The 20240-nt window shown below is 59.3% G+C and carries 18 protein-coding genes; 6 read left to right on the top strand and 12 right to left on the bottom strand.

The window, feature by feature from the left end; translation table 11 throughout:
• Positions 1-120 precede the first annotated feature (120 nt).
• From AC3IT6_RS18580 to gabT, 3 genes are all read right to left on the bottom strand, one after another.
• A complete protein-coding gene (locus AC3IT6_RS18580) occupies positions 121-609 on the bottom strand; it encodes an Lrp/AsnC family transcriptional regulator (RefSeq protein ID WP_489351828.1) in 489 nt (162 codons plus the stop codon).
• 47 nt (positions 610-656) lie between these two features.
• Positions 657-1313, bottom strand: a complete 657-nt coding sequence (locus AC3IT6_RS18585) for an HAD family hydrolase (RefSeq protein ID WP_489351830.1) — start codon at positions 1311-1313, stop codon at positions 657-659.
• A gap of 93 nt (positions 1314-1406) precedes the next feature.
• Positions 1407-2699: a 4-aminobutyrate--2-oxoglutarate transaminase gene (gene gabT, locus AC3IT6_RS18590; protein WP_489351832.1), complete on the bottom strand. Its 1293-nt coding sequence runs from the start codon at positions 2697-2699 to the stop codon at positions 1407-1409.
• Between the two features lie 287 nt (positions 2700-2986).
• On the opposite strand from gabT, the gene AC3IT6_RS18595 reads away from it, so the two are divergent.
• The 5 genes from AC3IT6_RS18595 to AC3IT6_RS18615 all read left to right on the top strand — a co-directional run bounded on the left by AC3IT6_RS18595 (position 2987) and on the right by AC3IT6_RS18615 (position 7571).
• The gene (locus AC3IT6_RS18595; protein ID WP_489351834.1) at positions 2987-3913 is read left to right on the top strand and encodes a 2-hydroxyacid dehydrogenase; all 927 of its coding nucleotides are present in this window, start codon (positions 2987-2989) and stop codon (positions 3911-3913) included.
• Positions 3914-4322: 409 nt separating this feature from the next.
• Positions 4323-5180 (top strand): GNAT family N-acetyltransferase, encoded by an 858-nt coding sequence (locus AC3IT6_RS18600; RefSeq protein WP_489351836.1) that lies wholly within the window; start codon positions 4323-4325, stop codon positions 5178-5180.
• Positions 5181-5237: 57 nt separating this feature from the next.
• Entirely contained in the window at positions 5238-5945 is a 708-nt protein-coding gene (locus AC3IT6_RS18605; protein WP_489351838.1) for a cupin domain-containing protein, read from the top strand.
• An 84-nt stretch (positions 5946-6029) separates the two neighbouring features.
• On the top strand, positions 6030-6251 hold the full coding sequence (locus AC3IT6_RS18610) for a twin-arginine translocase TatA/TatE family subunit (protein WP_489351840.1): 222 nt from the start codon (positions 6030-6032) through the stop codon (positions 6249-6251).
• 135 nt (positions 6252-6386) lie between these two features.
• Positions 6387-7571: an aminotransferase class V-fold PLP-dependent enzyme gene (locus AC3IT6_RS18615; protein WP_489351842.1), complete on the top strand. Its 1185-nt coding sequence runs from the start codon at positions 6387-6389 to the stop codon at positions 7569-7571.
• A gap of 174 nt (positions 7572-7745) precedes the next feature.
• Here AC3IT6_RS18615 and AC3IT6_RS18620 read toward each other — a convergent pair whose 3' ends face one another.
• Complete coding sequence (locus AC3IT6_RS18620; protein ID WP_489351844.1) at positions 7746-8615, bottom strand: NmrA/HSCARG family protein; 870 nt, start codon at positions 8613-8615, stop codon at positions 7746-7748.
• Between the two features lie 34 nt (positions 8616-8649).
• A complete protein-coding gene (locus AC3IT6_RS18625) occupies positions 8650-9585 on the bottom strand; it encodes an NADP-dependent oxidoreductase (RefSeq protein WP_489351846.1) in 936 nt (311 codons plus the stop codon).
• Positions 9586-9687: 102 nt separating this feature from the next.
• On the opposite strand from AC3IT6_RS18625, the gene AC3IT6_RS18630 reads away from it, so the two are divergent.
• On the top strand, positions 9688-10563 hold the full coding sequence (locus tag AC3IT6_RS18630) for a LysR family transcriptional regulator (RefSeq protein ID WP_489351848.1): 876 nt from the start codon (positions 9688-9690) through the stop codon (positions 10561-10563).
• 218 nt (positions 10564-10781) lie between these two features.
• Here AC3IT6_RS18630 and AC3IT6_RS18635 read toward each other — a convergent pair whose 3' ends face one another.
• The 7 genes from AC3IT6_RS18635 to AC3IT6_RS18665 all read right to left on the bottom strand — a co-directional run bounded on the left by AC3IT6_RS18635 (position 10782) and on the right by AC3IT6_RS18665 (position 20240).
• Positions 10782-11861, bottom strand: coding sequence for a tartrate dehydrogenase (locus AC3IT6_RS18635; RefSeq protein WP_489351850.1), 1080 nt, complete (start codon positions 11859-11861; stop codon positions 10782-10784).
• Positions 11862-11902: 41 nt separating this feature from the next.
• The gene (locus AC3IT6_RS18640; protein WP_489351852.1) at positions 11903-13360 is read right to left on the bottom strand and encodes an NAD-dependent succinate-semialdehyde dehydrogenase; all 1458 of its coding nucleotides are present in this window, start codon (positions 13358-13360) and stop codon (positions 11903-11905) included.
• 1052 nt (positions 13361-14412) lie between these two features.
• On the bottom strand, positions 14413-15570 hold the full coding sequence (argE, locus tag AC3IT6_RS18645; protein ID WP_489351853.1) for an acetylornithine deacetylase: 1158 nt from the start codon (positions 15568-15570) through the stop codon (positions 14413-14415).
• Positions 15567-16721: an NAD(P)/FAD-dependent oxidoreductase gene (locus tag AC3IT6_RS18650; protein ID WP_489351854.1), complete on the bottom strand. Its 1155-nt coding sequence runs from the start codon at positions 16719-16721 to the stop codon at positions 15567-15569. Before AC3IT6_RS18650 ends, argE begins: the two co-directional genes overlap by 4 nt.
• Positions 16718-18109: an FAD/NAD(P)-dependent oxidoreductase gene (locus tag AC3IT6_RS18655; RefSeq protein ID WP_489351855.1), complete on the bottom strand. Its 1392-nt coding sequence runs from the start codon at positions 18107-18109 to the stop codon at positions 16718-16720. Before AC3IT6_RS18655 ends, AC3IT6_RS18650 begins: the two co-directional genes overlap by 4 nt.
• Entirely contained in the window at positions 18091-18399 is a 309-nt protein-coding gene (locus AC3IT6_RS18660; RefSeq protein WP_489351856.1) for a (2Fe-2S)-binding protein, read from the bottom strand. The genes AC3IT6_RS18655 and AC3IT6_RS18660 overlap by 19 nt, the downstream gene beginning before the upstream one ends.
• On the bottom strand, positions 18396-20240 hold the full coding sequence (locus tag AC3IT6_RS18665; protein WP_489351857.1) for an ABC transporter ATP-binding protein: 1845 nt from the start codon (positions 20238-20240) through the stop codon (positions 18396-18398). Before AC3IT6_RS18665 ends, AC3IT6_RS18660 begins: the two co-directional genes overlap by 4 nt.

Genomic DNA, 20240 nt, shown 5'->3' on the forward strand with positions numbered 1-20240 from the left:
CCCGTCCGCGATGGTGTTGCGCTCTTTTAACGACAAGTCATATCCCGAAGCGGCTGAGCAATATGGATTTGGACTTCGTACTGTTTCTTACTTCGCCTGATCCAATTGACCTGGGTCGCATCAGTGACGTAATAGCTTACGCAGCGGGACCCCATCTTTAAGTACTGGGGATTTAATGACGATGTAACTGAAGTACTTGGAGATACCGATATTCTTGTCCAGCAGCCCTTCGATCACTTCCTGATAATGCTGAATGCTGCAGGTCATGAAGCGCACCAGGTAATCGTAACCGCCGCTGACTAAATGGCACTCCAGTACCTCATCGACCAAACGAATATTGGACTCGAACTTGGCGAAGTCCTCCCGTTTATGGTCGCTGAGCGTGATTTCAGTAAATACCGTGACCGAGTCGGTGATCTTGGCAAGGTTTAGATGAGCTCTATACCCGGAAATATATCCGGCCGATTCAAGTCGCTTTACCCGCTGCAAGCATGGACTGGATGACAGACCCACCGCATCGGCCAGACTGACGTTGGTCATTCGACCGTCTTTTTGAAGCTCAACCAGGATACTGATATCAATTCGGTCTAGTTTAATTAAACCTTCCATCGGGTACCTCTTGATTGCCGTTCAGATAGACAGTGGTTTTAGCAAACTCAACGTCGCAAAGATAGCTGATGCTGAGCGACCAGGTCAGCCATGCTAGTGATGTAAAAATCTGCGGAATTTTCCTGAGTATAATTCTCATGGCCACGGCGGATCAGGCACAATCCAGCCGATTTTGGCGGCTGCGCAGGAGGCCTGGAAATCTGCAGAATATTTTTGGGCTGCAGGTTGTTGGCCAGCAACCACTCGCTGTCCTCCAATGGATTACTGGCTCGGGAATGCAGGTCTTCGGGCATAATCCCCAAACGCTCGCAGAGCTGTTCGCGATCCTCGGCATCACGATCGCAGTACACCAGCAGCCGATAGAATTTGCGCAGATACAACATGGCACCGGGCGCGTCCTCGAACAGCGACCAGTTGCATGCCGAACGGGCGAAACTCATGCCCTCTTCCCAACTGGCCTTGAGCCCAAAACGCTCTGCCAGCTGACGATGGGCAAAGCACAATAAGCCACTGAAGCCCAGCTCGGAAAAACGTGGGTAGAGCGTGCGCACCGCCTCGTCAAACTCAGCCAATACCTCTTCCCTGCCTGGCATGCCCGGATGGTTTTCGAGCAAAGGTTGCAGGGCCGTCCAGATACCGGAATCCCGATCGACCAGGACTTCGTCGCAATCGATCAGCAGTGCACGATAATCAGTCAGGTACATGGTGTGTAGCCTCCCATGATGCATTCATCAATCCATGTGTGCTAAATGCCCTCGGTCGGCGCATTGCTACATTGCGCCAACCGAGACCTGAGATTAATCCAACACTCGTAATAATGCCGCTTCAAGAATTGTCAGCGCTTCGTCGATCTGAGTTTCTTCGGTTACCAGAGGAGCCAGGAAGCGCAGCACATTTCGGTACACCCCGCATTTGATCACCAACAGCCCACCAACCCTGGCCTGATCGATCAGTTGTTGGGTGAGTTCTGCATCGGGGCTGCGGGCCTCATCGTCTTTGATCAATTCGATTGCCAGCATGAAGCCGGTGCCGCGCACATCACCAATACGAGGGTGACGTGCCTGCAAGCGCAGCAGGCCCTGACGCAGTCGCTCACCCAATACCTCACCACGCTCGAGCAACTGATCCTGCTCGTAAGTTTCGATCACCGCCAACGCGGCCGCACAAGCCAGGGCGTTACCGCCGTAGGTACCGCCGAGACCACCGGGTAATGGCGCGTCCATGATGTGCGCACGACCTACCACGCCCGATATTGGCAAACCACCGGCCAGGCTCTTCGCGACGGTGACCAGATCCGGCTGAATCCCGGCGTGCTGAAAACCGAACCATTTGCCGGTACGGCCGAAGCCGGTCTGAATTTCATCGAGAATGAGCACGATGCCATGTCGTTCGGTCAGAGCCCGCAGCGCCTGGAGAAATTCCGGTGGCGCGGATAGGAAGCCTCCGTCGCCCTGCACTGGCTCGATGATGATCGCAGCCACTCGATCCGGAGCGACTTGGGTCGCCAGCAATTCGTTAAGCGCTTGCAAAGCCATCTCGCTGCTGAAACCGCGATAGGCGTTAGGGTATGGGGTATGGAAGACTTCTGGAGCGAAGGGCCCGAAGTTCTGCTTGTAGGGTTGGCTCATGCCCGTCAGCGTCGTACCGAGTAAAGTACGCCCATGGAAACCACCACGAAAGGAGATAACGGCTGGACGATTGGTATGTGCGCGGGCGATCTTCACCGCGTTCTCCACAGCCTCTGCACCGGACGTAAACAGAGCCGCCTTGTAGGCTTCTTCACCACCCACCAACTCGCACAAACGCTGTACCAGGTCGATATAAGGTTTGTACGCCACCACCTGAAAGCAAGCATGGCTGATCTTTTGCAACTGGGTCTGCACTGCCGCGACCACCTTCGGGTGATTGTGACCGATGTTCAAAACGCCAATGCCGCCGACGAAGTCCAGGTAGCGCGTCCCGTCCACGTCCCACACTTCAGAACCCTGGGCCCGGTCGATGACCAGCGGGTGTGCCGTGACCAAACCCCGTGGCACGAATTGATCGCGCTGACGGAGCAAACTCGGGGTTTCTTCGACTTTACTGTTCATGGCATCTCCCATAGTGAACCTGGCAACCGGGAAACGGCTGCGATGTGTTCCAAAGGTTAAGCTTTCGACGCAATTGTCTAAGCCGAACTTGGCCTCTGAGAAATTCGGATCGACTGTTTTCACCCCGGTAAACAGCAGAATCCTTCAGCTGTAGCCAGCTCCCATGGAATCTGCCGACGCGCACCCCATACAACGCAACGTTATGCGTTTACGCAGACTCTTTCGACATATCCTGCTCTGCCACTCGGGCATGCTGGATACTCCCAATCTGAAACGAGAAGTTACCCATGGCCCTGCTCTATAAAGCTGACCCGGTGCGCGGCGAACAATGGAAACGCCTATTCGCTGAGCACGCTCCGGATATCGAATGGCGTGCCTGGCCGGACATCGGCGACCCGAAGGATATTCGCTACCTGGCAGCCTGGCAGGCGCCGGACAATCTCGAAACATTGTTGCCAAACCTGCAGGTACTGTTCGCCTTGTCGGCCGGGGTCGACCAACTTGACCTTGACCGTCTGCCAACGACCCTGCCGGTGGTACGTTTACTCGACCCGAGCATCACCCGGGGCATGTGCGAGTACGCCAGTTTTGCGGTGCTCAGCCTGCACCGGGATATGCTCCGTTATCGCCAGCAACAAATGGCCCGGTGCTGGCAGGCTCACCTGCTGCAACCGGCAGCCAAACGTCGGGTAGGTGTGATGGGGCTCGGCACGCAGGCTCAACAGATTCTGGCCACCTTGCAGACCTTTGGATTCGACTTGTCAGGCTGGGCACGCAGTGAGCATCGCATTGCCGGGGTGGACTGCTTTGCGGGTGCCGAGCAACTTCCGGCCTTCCTCGGCCGTTGCGACATCGTGGTTTGTGTCTTGCCATTGACCGAGCAGACTAAAGGGATTCTCAACCGACAGTTGTTCCAGCACCTGCCCAAAGGCGCTGCCTTGGTCAACATGGGCCGGGGTGGGCACCTGATAGAAGAGGATCTGCTTGAGGCTTTGGCCAGCGGCCAGCTCAGCGCGGCGGTGCTCGACGTACTGGAACAGGAGCCAGCGGCGCCGGACCATCCCTTCTGGCACCACCCGCAGATATTGCTGACACCGCATATCGCTGCGATGACCCAACCGGAAAGTGCGTTTAGCGTGTTGCTGGAGAATATCCGCCGGCATCAACGTGGTGAATCAATGCTTGGCCAGGTTGACCGCGAGCGAAGTTACTGAGCAACGCGCGACCTCGTTCGAGAGCGATATCGACGAGGTCGCCTGATCATCGAGTACCCGCTGAGTATTCTGTAGCGGTTGAACCTGGCCGATCTTGTTCGTGGACCGGCCATTTTCTGAAGGTCTGCTTCTCGCTCCCCTAGCCTTGAGGCGTCCATCCGGGCGCAACTTTTTAAGCAATGTACCCATCAGCAGCGCCTTTTGCTTTGGCCTGTATCCTGAAAACCGACCCAGTATTTGCTGCCGATCCTGCCTCTCATTTGAGCAGCAACTGTGGCCTGTAGCGCTGTCACTTACAGAATCTGCCGAATCAATGGGGGCCTCTTGTCAGGCCTCGCAGCAGGTGAGATACCAATACTTTCAGCGGAGAAATCCGACCGGTCACGCTCCCTGTCTACGGAGATCTGTCATGTCCAACTCGCAACGCCCTGCGTATACCTATCGCCCCATGACCCCGGCCGATGTGCCGCTGGCCCACGCCTTGTCCGTACAGTTGAAATGGCCCCACCGCCTGGAGGAATGGGCCATGTTGCAGCGTATCGCCCAGGGTTTTGTCGTAGAAGATGGAGGTCATCTGATCGGTACCGCTTTCACCTGTGCGCAGGGAGATTACGCCACTATCGGCCTGGTGATCGTCAGTGATGAGTACCAGGGCCAGGGTATCGGTCGCAAGCTGATGGAGCTGGCACTTGAGGCTTGCGGATCACGTACCGCCATGCTCAATGCGACGCTGGCCGGGGCCCCACTTTATGCCAGCCAGGGATTCATTGACTTTGGACATATTCAACAACATCAGGGGCATGCGCTGTCCCCAGTACCCAATGATCTGCCATCTGGTGAGCGCTGCCGCCCGCTGACCGAAGCCGATCGAAGCGATCAAATCGAACTGGCCAACGCCGGCAGCGGCCTGAACAGACACGCCGTGCTCAATGATCTGTTCGATAGTGTCGAACACTCGGTCGGTATCGAGCGCGAGGGTCAGCTACGCGCCTTCGCCATGCTGCGCCCATTCGGCCGTGGTCGCTGCATCGGCCCGGTCATTGCGGAAAGTCCAGAGCAGGCCAAGCACTTGATCGCGGTGTTGTTGGCCCAAGTGCCGGACGCCTTCGTGCGCATGGACATACCGTCCGACAGCGGTCTGGCCCCTTGGCTGGAAGAGGCTGGGCTGAAGCACGTCGACACCGTCGCACAAATGGCTCGCGGTACCCCACCGCAGGCTATTGGCGCAGTGCACCAGTTTGCTCTGGTGACTCAGGCCATCGGCTGACAAACCGCACCGTTACATCCAACGCTATACGATGCATTTTCCTGGAGAAAGACCTTCATGCTAGAGCCCACTGCAGTGCTGTTGGCACACGCCGACGGCAGTCCCGTTCTAACAAAATTTACCCCCGGTTCGTTGGGGGCAAACGATCCTTTCGACAGGCACATTGCTTATGTCGGGCCGGATGACATTGCTGCCGGCGTGATCCAGGCGAGCGGACAATTCAGCGTCAATGAATATCCCTACAGCGAAATGATCGTGGTACACGCGGGACAAGTCACCCTGCAGAGCCAGGATGGCACTCTCCAACTCAACCCCGGTGATAGCGCAGTGATTGCCCGGGGTACGTCTCTTCAAGTCGATGCGCAACCCGACTCTCTCTGGGCATTCTGCGCCGATACCCAGTTCGTTGAAGCGTGTAATCCCGGGTTAACGCCTCTCCCCCAACTAACCCTGCTCTCTCCCTCGGCAGCACCTGATGCAGAAATTCTGCTAAGCCCGGCACCGCAATGTCGCTCGCACAATGTGTTTGTCGAAGAAGCGACCAACCTGCGCATCGGCGTCTGGGACTCGACACCCTATAGCCGCAGGGCGAGGCCGCACATGCTGCATGAACTGATGCACTTGCTCGAAGGCAGCGTCACCCTCCAGGTAGCGGACGGGACGCATCTGACGGTCAACACTGGCGATACGGTGTTCGTGCCCCGAGGCGCACCATGCGCCTGGAACAGCAGCGTCTATGTGCGCAAGTTTTACGTCGTCAAATAACTCGAACCGCGTTAGCGCCGGCAGATGAGTTTTCCTCCGCCGGCCCCACCACAAAACCGATCAATCAGTTGCGGAGTACAGACAATGGGATTGGGTGGCTTCAGTACCGGAAAACTCCTGATCATCCTGTTGATCGTGGTCATGCTGTTCGGAACCAGGCGCCTGAAAGGCTTGGGGTCGGATCTCGGCGACACGATCAGGGGATTGCGCAAATCCATGGGCGACGATAAGCCAGTCACTGAACCGCCCAGCGACCCGCCCATTGACGCTCAGGCGCGCACACTCGAAGACTCGGTAAAACCCTAATCTATATCGGCTTTCACGAACGGCTATTGATGGTCCAGGCAGCTCTAAAGAGATCACTAATCGTGGCGTTGAAGATCGTGGGTGTGGCGAGCACCCAAGCCCCAGTCACAATTCAAACAGAGGTGAGAAGCGGGAATGGAAGTGCAGCTGATGTCAGACAAGTCTGTCGCTGGGGAAGCATTCTGGGAGCGCGTGTGCGCAGCCTATCCTGAGCAGCGCCCCCTATTGAACCTGAACAACGCGGCCGTGAGTCCGCCGCCGCTGGTGGTAGAGCAGGCCATGATCGATGCCTATCGGCTGATCAGCCAAAACCCGGACGTCAATATGTGGAGCAAGCTCGACGCCTCGCTCCCAACGATCAAGCAACAGCTGGCTGACCTGGCCGATTGCGATCCCGATGAGATCGCCCTGAACCGCAACTCATCCGAAGGCTTGTCGACAGCCATCTTCGGCATTCCATTGAAGGCCGGCGACCAAGTGCTGGTCTCACAGTGGGACTATCCGAGTGTAATAGCCGGATGGTTGCAGCGTCAGCAGCGCGAAGACATCGAAGTGGTGACCGTCGACTTCGACCTGATGGACGATGAGAATGTCATCGTGCAAGCGTATGCTCAGGCAATTACCCCGCGTACCCGGGTGATCCAGCTGACCCACATGCTGCACTGGACCGGGCGGGTTCTACCGGTAAAGCGCATCTGTGCGCTAGCCCGGGCGCGGGCGATTATCACTGTGGTGGACGGTGCCCAGACGTTTGCACAGATGCCGCTCAGCTTCCGCGAACTGGATTGCGACTACTTCGTCACCAGCCTCCACAAATGGCTGGGGGCGCCGGTCGGCAATGGCCTGCTCATTGTCAGGCGCGACCGAATCGACAGCACCTGGCCGTTGCTGGGGCCTTTCGATCCTCCGCCGCTACAGATCGACAAGTTCGACCACTGGAATCTCGGCACCTATAACTCGGCGATACAGGCGGGCATTGCCCCGGCTATCCGTTTTCATGCGCAAATCGGCACGCGAGCCATTCACGCGCGCCTGCAGGAGCTGACCCGCTACTGGGTTGACCTCGCCAAAGACATTCCCGGTTTCAGGCTCCACACGCCACTTGATACCGTCGAGCTGGGCGCAGTAAGCCTGTTCTCCATCGATCAATGCGATGCTCGATGGGTGGAGCAGGAGCTTCGAAAAACCCACAAGGTGCATGTCAAATTCCGCCAGATCAGACACATCAGCGGACTTCGGGTATCGCCGGGCATCTACACGCAGAAGAGCGATCTGTGCCGCTTTGTCGAGGCGCTAAAGCAGGTGGTTGCAAGCAGGTAGCCCGGCGGGACGGGGGGGCAGCGCACTGGCCAAAAATAAATCTCCCTTGCCCTAACGCCAGTCAGTTAAGCGTGATACTGAACCTGTGGCGAGGGAGCTTGCTCCCTCGCCACAGGTTACTCATCGCTTGTTCTATCTCTTAACTGACTGGCATTACCCTCTTGCCCTGACTGTTTAAACCCCGGCAATGGCTTCGCGAACGAAGTCTTCATAGGTGCGCAGCGGGTGCCCAATGACGGCCTCTAGCCGGTCCACTGTTCCGTCAGCCGCTTGCATGCCGAACTTCTGGATACCCGCCATCATCAGGCGCATGTCATAAGCCAACCAGGTGGGACCGTACGAAGCCAGCTGTCCTTCGAAGGCCGCTACATCGTCACCGCCGTAGGCAATGTCGCGCCCCAGGGCGGAGCTCCAGATCTTCGCCACGGAGGCACCGGTAAGTGCCTGCGGCCCGACTAACTCCAGCGTTACACGATCCAGGGCAGAAGATGCTTTGTCGCGTCGCAGCAACTCTGCAACGGCAACATCTGCGATGTCACGCGCATCTATCATCGAAACGCCCGTCGTGCCGATCGGCATCGGGTATACCGAGTAGTTCTGAATCGTCTGCTGGACCATGAGTTCGTTTTGCATGAAGTAAGCCGGACGCAGAATGGTTGCGGGGATGTCGAGGCTTTCGATCATGCGTTCAACCGTATGCTTGCCGGTGAAGTGCGGAACATTGGTGAACTTGTCGGCATGAATCACCGACAGGTAGACGATGCGCTCGATGCCAGCTTCCTGAGCGAGGTTCAGCGTGATGAGGGCTTGCGTCACCTCATCGGGCGTAACGGCGTTGAGCAGGAACAGCGTCCGCACCGACGACAGCGCGACGCGCATCGACGGTACATCGGTGAGGTCTGCGACAACTTCAGTGACGCTGGCCGGGAAGTCGCGCTTACCCGATTGGCGCACAAGGGCTTTGACCTCGGCGCCCGCGTCGGCAAGGCCCTGAGTGATGAGTGAACCAATGGTGCCCGTGGCACCAATAACGAGAATGCTCATTTGTGAATCTCCTGCATTGAATATATAGGGTGGGTCAGCGAGAGAAGTCCGCAACGACCTTGCCAGTCCGTGAAACGCTGCGATTGCGTTCGATGGCCTCAGGGATGTCGGCGAAGCCAACGACCTTGCCGATCCTGTACTGCAGCGTGCCGCTGGCGATTTCCTGGGCCAGCGACTCCAGAAGTTCGGGGTCGGGTTTATTCATGAACCAAAGGCCTCGGCGATTCGCAGGTGTACGCGCCAAGATCTCGGGTGATGACGTGCCGACAACGACGCCGTTTTCCGCCAGCACCTGCCACGAGCGATTCAGTACCTCACCCCCGACGTAGTCGAGCACCAGGTCAATGTCCCGGACTACGTCCTCGAAACGTTGAGATTGATAGTCGATGACATGATCGGCGCCGAGGCTGCGCACATAATCCAGGTCAGCAGTGCCCGCAGTTGCGAAGACCTCGGCGGCGGCCCGTTTGGCGTACTGCACGGCATAGGCGCCCAGCCCACCTGCAGCGCCGTGAATAAGGATTCGCTGGCCAGGATGGATCGGTCCCGCATGATGGAGGCTCTTCCAGGCCGCCACGGCTGCGACGGGTACAGCGGCAGCATGGACGTCATCAAGATCCTCAGGCGTAAGGGAGAGGCTCGCTTCACTGACGCTCACGAATTCGGCGTAGGCGCCCAGTCCTCCCACCGCACCCATGACGCGATCGCCGACACGGAAGCGAGAGGCACCGGGGCCGACTGCATCGACAACCCCCGCCAGTTCGGCGCCCAGTACTATTGGCAATTGAAGTGGGAAGGCATTTCGCACATGGCCTTCGCGGACCTTCCAATCGATGCCGTTCACGCCGGCGGCCCGAACTCGAATCAGAACCTGGTCTTGTCCAGGTTCTGGCTTGTCGATTTCGGCCACTTGCGCGGCGTCAGCGCCACCGTATGCCCGGATCAGTACAGCGCGTTGCATGGTGCTCATAACAATTCCTCGTATCGAGTTCCGATGACGAGAAGATATGCTGTTGCACAGATAAAGCGGAGATACCAAAATACAGACACTTCGTTTCAAAAATGGAACACCATGAACCTGAACGCTCTGATCGATTTCACGCTCGTCGCAACGAATGAGGGGCTCGGGAAGGCGAGCCGTGCGAGCGGTATCTCCAAAGCCACCTTATCGCGCCGAATCTCCGACCTTGAGGAACAACTGGGCGTGAGGCTGATCGAGCGCAGCGCTCGCGGCCTGAAGCTCACCGAAGCCGGCGAAATGCTGATGGCTCGAACAGAAGGTCCGTTGAGCGAGGTGGCCGAAGCCATGACGGCGGCCCGTGAGGGCGTATCGACACCTCGCGGACGCTTGCGTGTTGCTTCCCCAGTCCTGTTCTCGCAGCTTGCAATGGGCCGCATTGGCGCTGAATTCTGTGCGGCCTACCCAGAGGTCGTAATCGAAGTGGTGGCGGAAGATCGCCTGGTCGACCTTGTCGAGGAACAATTTGACGTCGCCATCCGGATCAATCCGAGCCCAGACAGCAGTCTGGTCGGCCGCTGCTTCGCCAAGGACCGGCTGGTTGTAGTGGCTGCGCCTGAAGTACCTAAGCCAATGCCCGGCGCGACCAGACCGGTTCCCAGCATCGTGGTTTCGAGTTTCCAGCCCACCCACTGGAAACTCGATGGAGGACACTTGGTCCTGGAGCCCATCCCCAAGCTGCGGTTCTCTTCCTTCATGATGATCCGCGATGCTGCTGTCGCAGGTGGTGGTGCCGCCCTCATTCCACAGTCCATCGCATGGAACCAGCTTGCCAGTGGCGAGTTGGTTCAATGGGGCACGGTATCGGGTGTAGAAGCTGAACTCTGGGTCTTGCACACGTCCAGGCGCCTTGCTGCTCCCAAGGTTCGCGCATTTGTCGATTTCATGTGCGCTAAATACCCGGACATGTCTCTGGTACTCAAAGGGTAGAAGACCATTCATAGGTCTCGGGTACAGTTGCGCCAGGCGAGTTGCTACATTTCTGGCTTGAGCCGCCATCCGGTCGGATGGACTTTCCCCTGATGTTCAAGAAACTCTACCCAGTGCACATCGCTATTTACCAAAAAAAAGCCCGCAGTGTGAACGGGCTAAAAGGGTGATGCACAAGTATGAACAGAGCTTTCTGACCGACCTGTTGTTACCTCAGCTCAAAGTGCTGCGGCGATTGCCATACCGACATCCTGGGTCGAGCCCTGCCCGCCCAGATCGGGGGTGATCGGTCCTTGGGAGATAACCTGCTCGATGGCCTTGAGAATACCGTCATGGGCCGCACGGTAGCGCTCATCGCCATTGCCCAGGAAATCCAGCATCAAGGCACCGGACCAGATCATTGCAATCGGATTGGCAATGTTCTGCCCATAGATATCCGGCGCCGAGCCATGGACCGGCTCGAACAGCGAGGGAAAGCGCCGCTCCGGATCGAGGTTGGCCGAGGGGGCGATGCCGATGGTACCGGCGCAGGCCGGTCCCAGGTCGGACAGAATGTCGCCGAACAAATTGGACGCCACCACCACATCGAAACGATCTGGCTGCAGCACGAAGCGCGCACAGAGAATGTCGATGTGTTGCTTGTCCCAAGTGACGTCCGGGTACTGCTGTGCCATTAACGCCGTGCGCTCGTCCCAGTAGGGCATGCTGATGGAAATGCCGTTGGACTTGGTGGCCGCGGTCAGACGTTTGCGCGGCCGGGTCTGGGCCAGATCGAAGGCGAACTTGAGAATCCGGTCCACGCCGCGCCGAGTGAACACCGACTCCTGCAGCACGAACTCATGCTCGGTGCCTTCGAACATCTTGCCGCCGACCGACGAATACTCGCCCTCGGTGTTTTCGCGGATCACCACGAAGTCGATGTCCCCGGCTTCGCGTCCGGCCAGCGGACACGGCACACCGGGAAACAACCGCACCGGACGGATGTTCACGTATTGGTCGAAGTCACGGCGGAACTTCAGCAGCGAACCCCACAGGGAAATGTGATCCGGCACTTTGTCCGGCCAGCCCACGGCGCCAAAGTAAATCGCGTCGAAACCCTTGAGTTGTTCGAACCAGTCAGCGGGCATCATTTGCCCGTGTTCCAGGTAGTAATCGCAGTGCGCCCAGTCGAGCACTTCGATGCTCAAATCCAGCTGCCATTTCTTCGCGGCCTGCTCCAGTACCCGCAGCCCTTCAGGCAAGACTTCCTTGCCGATACCATCGCCGGCAATCGCGGCGATTCTGAATGTTTTACTCATCAATCGTGGCTCCTCAATGTCCTGTTCAAACGGTGACCGGATCACAGCCCACCGATGTGGAAGGCTTTGACTTCCAGGTATTCATCCAGGCCGTACTTGCTGCCTTCACGGCCCAGACCCGATTGTTTGATACCGCCGAATGGGGCGACTTCCATGGAGATGAGCCCGGTGTTTAGACCGATCATGCCAAACTCCAGCGCCTCGCCGAACCGCCATGAACGGCGCAAGTCCTGGGTGAAGAAATAGGCGCCCAAGCCATAAGGTGTGGCATTGGCCAAGGCCAGCGCCTCTTCCTCAGTAGTAAAGCGCATCAGCGGTGCAACTGGGCCGAAGGTTTCTTCGTTGGCCAGCAACATCCCGGCATGGGCCTCACCGAGCACCGTCGGCTGGACAAATTGGCTGTCGCCCTCGGGGACGCCGCCACAGAGCAGACGGGCTCCCTGACTCAAAGCGTCGTCGATATGTCGAGCGACCTTGCTCACCGCGGCCGCATTGATCAGCGGGCCAATGGTCACCTCAAAGTCCAGGCCATTGCCGACCTTGAGCTTGCCCACCTCCTCCACCAGGCGCTGGGCGAAGCGCTCGTAGATCCCGTCCTGCACCAGAATCCGGTTGGCGCAAACGCAGGTCTGGCCGGCGTTGCGGAACTTGCTGAGCATGATGCCGGCCACTGCCTGTTCCAGATCAGCGTCGTCGAACACAATGAACGGCGCGTTACCGCCCAGTTCCAGGCTCAAGCGCTTGATGTGTTCGGCGCTCTGGCGCATCAGCAGCCGACCGACAGCGGTGGAACCGGTGAAGGAGATCTTGCGCACCGTCGGGTTGCCGGTCAGTTCTTCGCCGATGCCGATGGGCATACCGGTCACTACGTTGAACACCCCGGCCGGAATGCCGACGCGCTCGGCGAGCACCGCCAGAGCCAGGGCGGACAGTGGAGTCAGATCCGAGGGTTTGACGATGACCGGGCAGCCGGCCGCCAAAGCGGGTGCACATTTACGGGTGATCATCGCGTTGGGGAAGTTCCACGGGGTGATCGCGGCGCAGACGCCAACCGGCTGTTTAAGCGTGAGCAAGCGGCGGTCGCCGCTGGGAGCCGGTATAGTCTCGCCATAAACCCGGCGGGCTTCTTCGGCGAACCATTTGACGAAACTGGCGCCATAGCGGACCTCGCCCTTGGCTTCATTCAGCGGCTTGCCTTGCTCGCAGGTCATGATCAACGCGAGATCGTCCAGGTTGTCGATCATCGCCTGATACCAGCGCTCCAGCAGCGCCGCCCGTTCTGCCGCCGGGCGTGCGCGCCAGGCCGGCCAGGCGCGTTCGGCAGCTTCGATGGCCCGTCGGGTTTCGCTGCCTTGCATCGCGGGTACGCGGGCGAGCAACTGGCCGCTGGCCGGGTCGATAACGTCCAGGGTGGCGTCGTTGTCGGCGCTGATCCACTGACCGTCGATGTAAGCGAGTTCTACCAGCAGGCTGGGGTCTTTCAGGCGATTGTTGAGCATGGTCGAGTCCTGTTCCGAGACAGCCTTCAGTCTATTGTGTCGTCCCGGACGAGGATGCTGAAAGCGCCGCCCCAGCAGTCGTCGAATGCTGAAAATCGGTATTCGACGGCAGGCTCTACTGTTGGTGGAGGGATGGATATTGTCGTGGGATTCACTGTCGGGGCCTGGTGGTTGGGAGTACATATCCGTTTCTGCGGTAACGGCCGCTGGCGGTTTCGCTTTTACAGCGAGTCACTTTCGAAAAGCGCGAAAGTAACCAAAGCGCTCTTGCCCCGCCATTCGGTGCCTCGCCTAGGCTCGGCATGCCCTCACTCCGGCATTGCTCCGGGGGCCCGTCGCCATCGGCCATCCATGGCCGGGGGCGACTACCTCGGCATCCTTGCCGCGGTGCCCCCTACGCAATACCTGCGTTCGGCCTCTGGGAAAGGGGCAACAGATCAAGATCAAAAGCCAAAGCCAAAGCCAAAGCCAAAGCAACGGCAACGGCAACGGCAAGATCAACAGCTTCGCGAGCAAGCCCGCTCCCACAGTTGGACTGGGTACATCCGGGGAAGATTGGTTGACTGACAGGCCGCCTTCGCAGGCAAGCCAGCTCCCACAATTGGAGTGGGTACATCCCGGGAAGATTGGTCGGCTGACAGGCCGCCATCGCAGCGATGCGGCGACCCGACAAGCCAGATCCCACAAAAAATCAGAGCACACCCGCTCTGCTTTTCAACACTCAACAGGCCGAGCGTTAGCTCGCCTGCAGCTGTTGATCTTGATGCACCGCCCCATCGAGAGGCCGAGTGGAGGTTCTGCGTAGTGGGCAACCCGGCATGGATGCCGGGTTAGCCGCGCACGGCCATGGATGGCCGATCGCGGCGGGCCCACGGAGCAGGACCGGAGCGAGGGCATGCCGAGCCTTAGCGAGGCACCGAACGACAGGGGCAGAAGCGCTTTGGTTACTTTCGCGCTTTTCGAAAGTGACTCGCTGTAAAAGCGAAACCAATAGAAGCCATGACCGCAGAAACGGATATGTACACCAGCAAAATCGGGAAGCAAACCGAACTCTAAAGCCGCATCGAGCCCAACAACCCTTGCAGGAAGTGCTCGCCGGCTTCCATCTGGCTGATCTCGATGAACTCGTCAGGCTTGTGCGCCTGTTCTATCGAGCCCGGGCCACAGACCACCACCGGCACATCCAGGCGTTGTTTGAACAACCCGCCCTCGGTGCCGAATGAGACTTTGGCAGTGCCGGTGTCCGGGGCGGCGAAGTTTTTCAGGAAGCGCACCGCTTCGACGCTCGGGTGGGTATCGAGGCCCGGATAGACGTTCAGGGTCTCGATCTCGATATCCGCCGCGCTGGACAGCTTTTTGGCTTCACGCACGACCACTTCGGCACGCTCGCGCATCTGTTCCAGGAACTGATCCAGGTCGTCCGCCGGCAAGTTACGCACTTCGAAATCCAGGGTGCACAAGTTCGGCACGATGTTCAGCGCCTTGCCGCCGACAATCTGCCCGACATGCACGGTGCTGTAAGGCACGTCGTATTCGGTGTCCTGAGCGCCCTGCTCTTGCAACTCCTGCTGGCTTTGGCGTAGCGCGGCAATGAAATCGCAGGCCACGTGAATCGCATTGACCGAACGCGGCGCCAGCGAGGAATGCGCTTCCAGGCCGCGACAGTAAGTGCGGTAAGAACCCTTGCCCTTGTGCCCGAGCACGAACTGCATGTTGGTAGGTTCGCCAATCACGCACAAAAACGGCCGTACCGGCGCCAGGTGCAGCACGTCGAGTAAACGCCGCACGCCGACGCAACCGATCTCTTCATCATGGGACAGCGCCAGTTGCAATGGCCGACTCAATGAATGGTCGGCGGCATCGAGCATGGCGTCGATAGCCAGCGCGACAAAGCCCTTCATATCGCAACTGCCACGGCCATAGATCCGACCGTCCTGCACGGTCGCCTGAAACGCCGGAAAGGTCCAGGCCTGCCCCGCTGCCGGCACCACGTCGGTATGGCCGGACAGCAGAATCCCCGGCACCTCCCGCGGACCGGTACTGGCGAACAGGTTGGCCTTTTTGCCGCTGGAGTCCTTGACGATCAGCGACTCGATGCCCTTGGTCAGCAGCAGATCGCGCACGTACTCGATCAAGGCCATATTCGATTCCGAAGAAACGGTTTCAAAGGCCATCAGGCGTTCAAGAATGTCCAGTACACGGGGCTTCATGAGGCCTTGCTCCGTTGCTCGACTGAGGAGGCGAAGCGGTTGATGGAGAACGGCGAAATCGAAGTGCTGGTGCTGCCGGTGCTGATCAGTTCCGCCATCACATCGCCCACCCCCGGCCCAAGCTGGAAGCCATGACCGCTGAAACCGAACGCATAGAACAAACCATCAACGGTGCCGCTCGGCCCCATTATGGGCAGGGAATCAGGCAGGTAACCTTCGATACCACTCCAGACCCGAATGATGTTCAGGTTGCCGACACCCGGCAGCAGGCGACGCATCTGATCGAACTGATTGAGAATGCTGCGCGGCTCGACATAGGCCCGGCGGTTGAGCATGTCCGGCTCGCTACGATAGCCACCACCGATGATGATGTTTCCACGGGGTATTTGGCGGAAATAAATCACTTCCTCGGGAATCTTGGTATAGACACCGATGACTGTCGGCAAGGCGTAAGGCACTGGCTCGGTCACGGCCATTTGCGGACCATGGGTTTCCAGCGGCACCGGTTCGCCGAATTGCGCCGAGAGTTTTTGGCCCCAGGCGCCAGCGGTGATCAACAGCTGAGCGGCGCAGAACTGACGACCGTCGGTGGTGCTGATGCTGAACTCGCCGCCGACCTTTAGCACCTCGGCCACTTCCGTGCGCTCTTCGATCTGCGCACCGAGGCGTCGTGCCGCGCGGGCAAATGCCGGGGCCGCCAGACGCGGGTTGGCATGCCCATCGTGGGGGGCATAAGAACCGCCTTTCACATCCGGGCCGAGAAACGGAAAGCGCTTATGCAATTCGTCGCCACTAAAGATCTTCAGCTCCAGCTGCTCTGCCTCAGGGGCGTCTGCGTAGGCTTGCAGCTCGGCGATCTCGTCTTCGCGGTAACACACCCGCATATGTCCACTTGCGATGAATTCCAGGTCATCGTCAATCAGTTCTGGCAGACGCTTCCATAACGCCCAGGAACGATTGGCCAGTTCCAGCTGCCCGAGGTAACGCCCTTGACGTCGCACGTTGCCGAAATTCACGCCGCTGGCGTACTGACCGATCTGGTCGCGCTCCAGCAAGATCACCGACTGCCCGCGCAGGCGCAGGAAAAACGCCGCCGCTGAGCCCATCAGGCCGCCGCCAACAATCACGACATCGGCTTTCTGTACCGTCATGGCGACACCTCCTCGGTGAGTATCGAAAGGGGTTTGACCGGCGCTTGACCCCGTTGTCGGCCAACCTGTTGCACACTGACACCCGCGGCGGCGGCAATCACCTCTGCCCCGGCCTGGGAGCAATAACGCCCCTGGCAGCGGCCCATGCCGACCCGGCTGAAGGCCTTGGCCCGGTTGACTTCACAGGCACCCTTCTCACTGACAGTACGGCGCAACTCGCCGGCCGTGATCATTTCGCAACGGCAGACGATCGCTTCGTCCGGCAGCACTTTGGCCTGGGCAGAAGGCCACGGAAACGCCTGGGCCAGTCCGAGACGAAACTGATCCATTACCGCCAGCGCGTGCCGTTGTTCGTCGCGCAACCCGATGTTCACCGGTTGCTGCAGATCCTCCAGCAGCGCCATGGCCACCAGGCGCCCGGCGTGCTCGGCCGCATCGGCACCGCGAATCTTCGAACCGTCACCGGCGGCATACACGCCGCTGACCGAGGTCCGGCCGTCTTCATCCGTGGCCAGCCACCATTGGCTCGACGCTTCATCGAAGCGCATACGGCAACCGGCCAGGTCGGCCAATTGAGTTTCCGGGCGCAGGTGATAACCCAGCGCGACGGCATCGCAATCCACCGTCAAGGTCTCACCACGTGCCGTGCGCACGCGTACGCCACTGACACCGTTGGCCGCATCGCCCTGCACTTGAAGCGGCGAAATGCCCAGATGCACCGGGATCTTCGCGCGATACAACTGCGCCAATAACTTCATCCCGGTGAACAGCAACCCCGGGCGTGCCAACAGTTTCGGCATGGCAAGAATCCGTTTGCTCAGAGGCGAAGTGTCGAGCACTGCCGCGACCTTCGCTCCCGCCTTCACATACTGACTGGCAACCAGATACAGCAACGGCCCGCTGCCCATGAACACCACGCGGTGGCCGATGGAAACCGCCTGGGATTTCAGGGCAATCTGCGCACCGCCGAGACTATACGTGCCCGCCAACTGCCAGCCTTCGATCGGCATCAAGCGGTCGGTGGCACCGGTGCAGAGGATCAGCGCATCGTAATCCAATGTCGAGTGCTTGCCCTGGCTGACACAGCACAATTGCCCCGGTGTAAGGTTCCACACCAGCGTGTCCGGGCGATAGTCGATCTGCCCGCGCAAGCGATCGAAGCTCTGGTGCAGGTCGTTGGCCTTGGCGGCTTCGGTACCATACAGCGTGGCGTAATCCCGGGTAAAACCTTCGGGCTGGCGACGGTAGATCTGCCCGCCATCCCGGCGATTTTCATCGATCAGGATGGGCTTGAATCCAGCGGCGACCAGGGTTTCGGCACAACGTATGCCGGCCGGCCCGGCGCCGACGATAACGACTCGGTGAGTGCTCAGCCGCGCAGTGGCCATGTCGCCTCCGGTTGTGTGGTGACAATATCCAGGCCTTCACGGACCTCATTGGAACAGGCCCGTAGACGCTCGCCGCTGCGGGTCCAGACCCAACAGTCCTGGCAGGCTCCCATCAGACAGAAACCGGCGCGGCGGCCCGAATCGAACTCCGATTGGCGCAAGGCCGAACCCTGAGTCAGCAACGCGACCATCAGCGTATCGCCCTGCAACGCCTCGATGGGCATGCCGTCTACCTTCAGTTTGACGATGGACCGGCCCTGTTCGGCCAGCCTTACGAAACGCCCGTTCATGCATAGGCTCCCGCGGTCATGCTGTTTGAATCCTTCTGGGTTTTCAGCAACTCGGCACTGTCGTGATGACAAAGGACTTCACTGCCGCCAACAATCAACCGACGATCCGGCGGGACGCAATTACACAGACCGTCAACCCGCACCGGGCAGCGATTGAGGAAGGTGCACAACCCTGGCGCATTGGCCTTCGCACCTATGGGCGGCAGCGTGCCACAGGTCGTTGTTCCGCAGCTTTCCAGCCAGCCCTGACGCAACTCCGGCACCGAATGGATCAACAGGTCGGTATAGGGATGGAAGGGTGCTTCAGCGTACGATTGTCGAGTACCGGCCTGAATCTTGTGGCCGCTATACATCACCACAATGTCGTCGCACAGGGCTCGCACGGTGGAGATGTCATGGCTGATGAACAGATAGGACACCCCCAGTTCCTGTCGCAGGTCGCGCAGCAGTTCGAGAATCGCTGCACCGACCACGGTATCCAGCGCCGAGGTCACCTCGTCGCAGAGAATCAGGTCTGGCTTGGCCGCCAGGGCCCGGGCCAGATTGACCCGTTGTTTCTGTCCGCCGGACAGTTCGTTCGGACGACGTTCAGCCAGCGTGCGCGGCAAACGAACGAGATCCAGCAACTCACCGATACGCTCGCGCAAAGCCGCACCCTTGAGGCCGAAATACATCTTCAGCGGGCGACTCAGAATAGTGCTGACGCTGTGCATCGGGTTGAGTGCGGTGTCGGCATTCTGAAAGACCATTTGAATGCGTCGGAACTGCTCATCAGTGCGCGACGACAGGCTGCCTCCCAGGGGCTGGCCATCGAAGGTCAGCCCGCCGAGGGCCGGCTCCAACAACCCGGCCACCACCCGCGCCAAAGTCGACTTGCCAGAACCTGACTCACCGATGACGCCAATCGCCTGGCCCCGCCGCACGGTCAGATCGATGTCCTCCAATACGAGGATCGATGGCATGCCATGCGCGTTCTTGTTGCCGTAACCGGCGGTCAGACCCTGGATGGTCAGCAAAGGCGTTTCTTCAGCAACACCGCAGGGTGGACGGATCGTGGTGTCCGGTCGTGCTGCCGCCAACAAGCTGCGGGTGTATTCGTGGGCCGGGCCTTTGAGCAAGGGTGCCGTGGCGCTTTGTTCGAAGATCTCTCCGCCATTGAGAACCACGATCTGATCGGCCATCTGCGCCACCACGGCCAAATCGTGGGATACGTAGACCGCCGTCGCGCCACGTTCACGGACCACCCGTTTGAAAGCGCGCAGTACATCAATCTGGGTCGTCACATCGAGTGCCGTCGTCGGTTCGTCGAGCACTACCAGCAATGGATCGCTGATCAGCGCCATGGCCGCCATCACCCGTTGCAATTGCCCGCCGGAAACCTGATGAGGGTAACGCTGGCCAATGTGATCGGGGTCTGGCAGGGCCAGGTCGCGGAACAACTCGATGGCCTTGGCCTCAAGCACAGTCCTGCTGCCCAGGCCATGAATCAACGCGCCCTCCACCACTTGGTCGATAAGTTTTTTCGCCGGATTGAACGCCGCGGCGGCGCTCTGGGCGATGTACGACACACGGTTGCCGCGCAAGCCTTGCAGCTCGCCTTCGCTCAACGCCAGCATGTCGTGTTCGCCGATCTGCACCACCCCGCCCGCCAACCGACAACCGCGTCGGGCATAACCGAGTAACGCCAGGGCGATAGTGGTCTTGCCGGAGCCAGACTCACCGATCAACGCCAGCACTTCGCCTTTCTGCAGGGAGAAGCTTACGCCCTTGACGATTTCCACCTCACCAAGCTCGCCACAGGCGACCACTCGCAGGTCCTGAACGCTAATTAATGCACTCAT

The organism is Pseudomonas sp. KH_017 (assembly GCF_057840285.1).